Source organism: Gelidibacter sp., from assembly GCF_039916245.1.
GTDB lineage: Bacteria > Bacteroidota > Bacteroidia > Flavobacteriales > Flavobacteriaceae > Gelidibacter.
In genome coordinates, this window is the sequence record NZ_JBDSLS010000228.1 from 1 (window position 1) to 4,069 (window position 4,069).

Genomic DNA, 4,069 nt, shown 5'->3' on the forward strand with positions numbered 1-4,069 from the left:
CTTTTAAACGGTCTTCATATTTGATAATGGAATCTGATTCAATTTTTAACTTTGCGCCTGAGTATAAACGTTCGCCTTCAGGAATATATTTGGAGATACTGCATGAGTAGAAGCTTCCAAAAATGAAAAGGAGAATAGGGATGTATTTTAGATGTCGTTTCAAATTCAATGTTTTTACGTTTGCTATCGGATTGCTTTTTTGATGGAACGAGGCGTTCGTTATTGCTTATTCTCTTTCTCCAAGCTATCCGTAGTGCTTTTTTCTTCTGCCTTTTGAGTTTTCTTTTTGGCCTTTAACTTTGCTTTTTCTTCTTTTTCAGTTGTGGTTGTTCCTTTTGATAATCCTTCCCAAAGCTCTTTAAATTTATTAAATTCCTGAGTAAATATCAATGCAATTCCACTCACTACAGTCTGTCCGTCAATGACATTTTCATATTCATTTTTATGAAAACCTCTGATTCTGTAGCGGCCATTTTCTGTTAAAAGATATTCAATGCTGACATTACCAATAATTGGGGTGTCTTGGCCTGAGGGGCTGCTGCCTTGAACATCAACTTCACTCCCTACGCTTACAATTAATCGATCATTGAAAAGTTTTTTCTTTGCAGCAACATCTAATTGGGTGCGATCTTGTGGGCTGCTTCCTTGGTAATCTGTAAAACTGTCCAAGCCAAAATTAAGTTCGAAACCGCTGTTGCCCAATAGTTTATCAGAAAACATGTTAAGCTGGTCAGAAACGGCGTCATTTAGGTTGTCTCTTGCTATGGATGCCACGCCACCTGCGCTACCATCACTTCCTGGATCAGGATAAAAACGATTCAATACCAATAACGAAAACACCTGTCTGTTCAGTTCGTCTTCCTGTTGGTTAAGCTGTTGCACTCGGCCATATACTTGTCCGCTAACAGCGCCTTGGTCATCGGATGGCATGTCCAGACTGAAGGCTATTTTTGGTGCCATCAATTGTCCATCAATATTGAGATAGACATAAAATGGGAGCACCTGACGGTATTTTCCTTTGGAGGCATCATCCAAGCCAGACGTTGTAGGCGCCATCAAGGCAGAGGCTGATGTTTTGACCTCATAAAGCGCCTTGACGTCCAACTTGGCATCAAATGGATCGCCAGACCAGGTTACGCGACTGCCTGGAACAAGATTGAATTTTCGGTTAACAATATTGTAAAGGTTCATCTCATAATGGCCACTCGACACTTCGTAAACACCCGCAAGAGACATATTGCCATTAGGTTTCATGTTGAAGTTTAAATCTCCTGCTCCAGATACTTTAAAATTATCACCAGTGGACTCGTCGATTACGATGGTCACCGTCGCATCTTTTCCAATCTTCAATAAAGCATTCATGTCAAATCCGGTAATGGTGGCTGTTTTTCCTTCTGTTCTGGTTAAAATCGCATCTGGATCTTCGCGATTTACGAAAACAACCACGCCGTCACGTTCTTCAATATTTACGGCGGCAGAATGTAATACGTAGGTAACATTGGTGTCTGAACCGACGGTTGCTTTGATGACAATTTTAGGGATTTGTAAATCGCCAGTAATTTGAGCATCGGCATCAAAGCTCACTTTTCCGAAAAGATATTCGTTATCCTCTTTTGTGGCATTGAGCACTTGAAATTTATCGGCTTTAATTTTTAGATCAAAGGTTGGGTTGATAAAGGATTTCTGGCCTATTTTACCAGTAACAACCAAGGTGTTTTTATTTTCGTCCCTAATGGTGAAATTATCCATAGACATGCCAACGTTGTCGATATTTATGGTTTCATCAGCAAGTTTGAATCCTGCATTGAACTTCTTTATCTTGAAATCGGCATTATTAAAATTCAGAGAGCCTTCATATTTTGGTTCGGCGAGGGTACCGTTCAATTTAAATTTCCCTGAAAAGCTGCCGTCGGTCTCTGTGAGTTCGCCTTGTGAGAATCCGGTTAGTGCTTTCATGTTGAATTTATTGATGTCCAAATTCAAATTGAGTTTGGCTCCACCTGGAATTGCTACATAATCGCCCTTGAAATCCAGATCAATTTCGCCGCCGTTCATATCGACATTAAAATCATAACTGTTATTTCCGAGTGATTTCGCATCAAGGCTCAAATTTCCCAGATCAACTTGCATGAAGCTCAATTTCGAAACATCTAAATCGGCAATAATACCAGTATTGGTAAAAGGATATTCCAAAATGAAGTCGCCATTCAGATTTCCGGTAGCCAAATCTTTATCGGGATTAAGGTAATTTAAGAATTCGCTCAGCTTGAAATTTTGAAAATGCACCGCAATATGTTCTGTCGACATAGAAGCAAGTTTATCCGTAATTTCAAAAGACTGGTTGTCATGACTAAAAAGGAAATCATTAAAGACCATCTTCTTTTCGCCAATCAGGATTTCATTGTCTTCTGGCGCAAACCAAGGTGTTTTATTTAAAATCAAATCTTCAGGAATTACATGAAAGCGCAATTGCTTCCTGTCGCCCGTGATTTTACTGGTAATTTGTGTCAGGATCTCCTTTTTATGATACGCAGTGAATGCTAAAGAGAGTTCATTATTGGATTGGTCTCCTGTGAGTTTTGTTTTTGGAATATCGAATGGGCCTGCTTTAATTCTGTTGAAGCCTAGATCAAAAATAAATTTATCCTGATCGGTATCCATCGAGAAGGCAAGACTGTCCAGCTCATAACCACTATAATTAATATGTGGCGCCGTAATATTAGCTTTCAGTTTTCGCTCTATTTCGTTAAAATCGACAGCAATCTTAACGGTGTCCAAATCTTTGACATTGACCAAAAACACTTGATTTAAAATAGGGGCCTGAATGATTTTACCTCTAAGTTTTAAATTGACCGGATGGGTAATGCTATCGGGCACTTTTTCATCATGATAGAAATAGCTGAACAAATGACGTTTTACGGATTTGACAAAAGTTTGCGGATCGGTGTTGGATTCAAGCAAAACATCCACCAATTTGTTTTTAATGGAAACCGACGTTGTGTCCTTAGTCACATGCGCTAGGGCATTTAAATCGCCGGTCAAATAAGATTTGTTGTCATATACCATAACGCCATTATCGACAATAGCAGCCACATCATAATCTGTTGCATTTCCTTTAAAATCGACATAGATTTTCATAGCTGTTTTAACCTCACGATCCATGAGTCCTAAAGCCTGCAAATCGGCGCCAATAATATTAAGTTCGAGGGTGGCTTCGGGTGCTATAGAGTCTAAAACGACTGTGCCGTATAAATCCATGTCCAGATTGTAATCTTTATATTTAGAAGTGACTTTACCACGTCCATTTTTGATATCGCCGACCAATTTTAAATCCTTGATGTCGTAATTATTGTATTTAAAACTCGAAATAGTGGCTTCGACATTGGCGTCCAGATCGTTGATGTTATGACCTTTTCCGTTGGCTTTTACATTTAAACTTAAAGTGCCCAAGTGTTCGTTTTTCAGCAATTCGTTCAGTTTATAAGCATCAATGGAAAGATCGGCATCAAACTCCATGGTTTTTCCGTTTTTAAAATAGCCAGCAACAGAAGCCGCACCTTGCGTGGTGGTCAAGGTAGCGTTAGCAGAAATGTCGTTGGGATTTCCTTTCAGGTTTCCGACTAATTTGACATCTTCCGGCAAACTAACGCCCAGTTTTTTTTCATCTACAAATTGAATGATGTCAGAGCGTTTTGTAATCGCCGAGAAACTTGGAATGTTGAATTTTAAATTATTAGGATTGGTTACATTTTGAAGTTTTCCATTGGCCGAAATGTGTGTGTTTCCCCAATTGGCCTTCATGTGATCGATATTGATGTCAGACAGATAGCCGTTCCCTTTGGCGTTCCCCGTCAGTAAGTGTTTGCTTAAAGTGTTGAGGTATGGGTTTTTTTTCAGTTGCGGTTGAATCAGGAACACATCTTTTAAAGAGACTTCAAATGTTGGAATATTAAGGTCAACCTTCGATTTTTCTGGAGATTCAATCAGCGCAGATAGCTTTGGATAATCCAAGCGTAAATTAGCGTTGACGCTGTTATTGTTGAGTGCAGCCCGTAAATCAGTAACTTTT

At 39.3% G+C, this 4,069-nt stretch carries 1 protein-coding gene; it reads right to left on the reverse strand.

From position 1 onward, the window contains the following. Window positions 1-219: 219 nt before the first annotated feature. Window positions 220-4,069: translocation/assembly module TamB domain-containing protein (locus tag ABIQ28_RS12155; protein ID WP_348037678.1), on the reverse strand; the 3,850-nt coding region annotated here is incomplete at its 5' end.